Source organism: Streptomyces sp. YS-3 (assembly GCF_045257485.1).
In the GTDB taxonomy this organism is placed as follows: Bacteria; Actinomycetota; Actinomycetes; order Streptomycetales; family Streptomycetaceae; genus Streptomyces.
Genome location: NZ_JBJHPC010001099.1, coordinates 1 through 923, shown reverse-complemented (window position 1 = coordinate 923; position 923 = coordinate 1). Strand labels below are relative to the sequence as shown.

The following is a 923-nucleotide window of genomic DNA, read 5'->3' as shown; positions in this document are numbered from 1 at the left end:
CTGTGGGGTCCGGGCCGGGGGTTACTTGAAGGCGGCGAAGGCCTTGGTGAAGGCCAGCGGCTCCTGGACGATGGAGGAGCAGGTCGGGTCGGCGGAGTTCTTGGCGCCGCCCGCGCACTGCTTGTCCCGGGCGCCGGACCACATCGCGAGCCGGCCCAGGCCCTTGGACTTGGCGAAGTCCACCAGCTGGGTGGCGTCGTCGACCTTGAACGTCTCGGTGTTGACGTCGTTGACGCCGATCATCGGGGTGACGGCGACGGCCTTCCAGGCGGCGGCGTCGGAGAGTCCGAGGACGCCCTTGATCTGGGCCTGGGTGGCGGTGGCGGCCTGGATGGCGTACGTGCCCATGTCACCGCTGTACGCCGGGCCGTAGTCCATCGCCATGATGTTGACGGCCGAGACGGCGACGCCGTTCTTCTTGGCGTCGGCGACGAGGTCGACGCCGGGCTGGGTCAGGCCCTCCGGCATCACCGGCAGCGTGAACGACACGTCGAGGCCGGGGTGGGACTTCTGGAGCCGCGCGACGGCCTGGGCGCGGCGGGCGTTGGCGGCGGTGTCCGGCAGGGCCGCGCCCTCGATGTCGAAGTCGACCTTGGTGAGCTTGTACGCGTCGATGACCTTGCCGTACGCGGTGGCGAGCTCGTCGGCGCTCTTGCAGACCAGACCGAGTTCGGAGCCGGACGCGCCGCCGAAGGAGACGCGTACGTCGCCGCCCTTGGCGCGCAGGGCGCCGATCTGCGCGGCGACGGCGTCGCTGTCCAGGGCGCTGACACCGCCCCAGAGCGGGGTGCAGCCGCCGCCGGAGGTGATGAAGGCGAGGTGGAACTCCTTCACGCCGGTCTTGGTGGCGGTGTCGACGAGGTCGTACGCGGGGTAGAGCGAGGTGTCGATGTAGGGGGCGAAACGGGAGGTCGTGCCGGTGG

General features: G+C 70.6%; 1 pseudogene. It reads right to left on the bottom strand.

Annotation, left to right across the window (positions count from 1 at the left end):
* Window positions 1–21: 21 nt before the first annotated feature.
* A pseudogene (locus ACJA3G_RS37735) lies at window positions 22–923 on the bottom strand (chitinase); the annotation flags it as partial.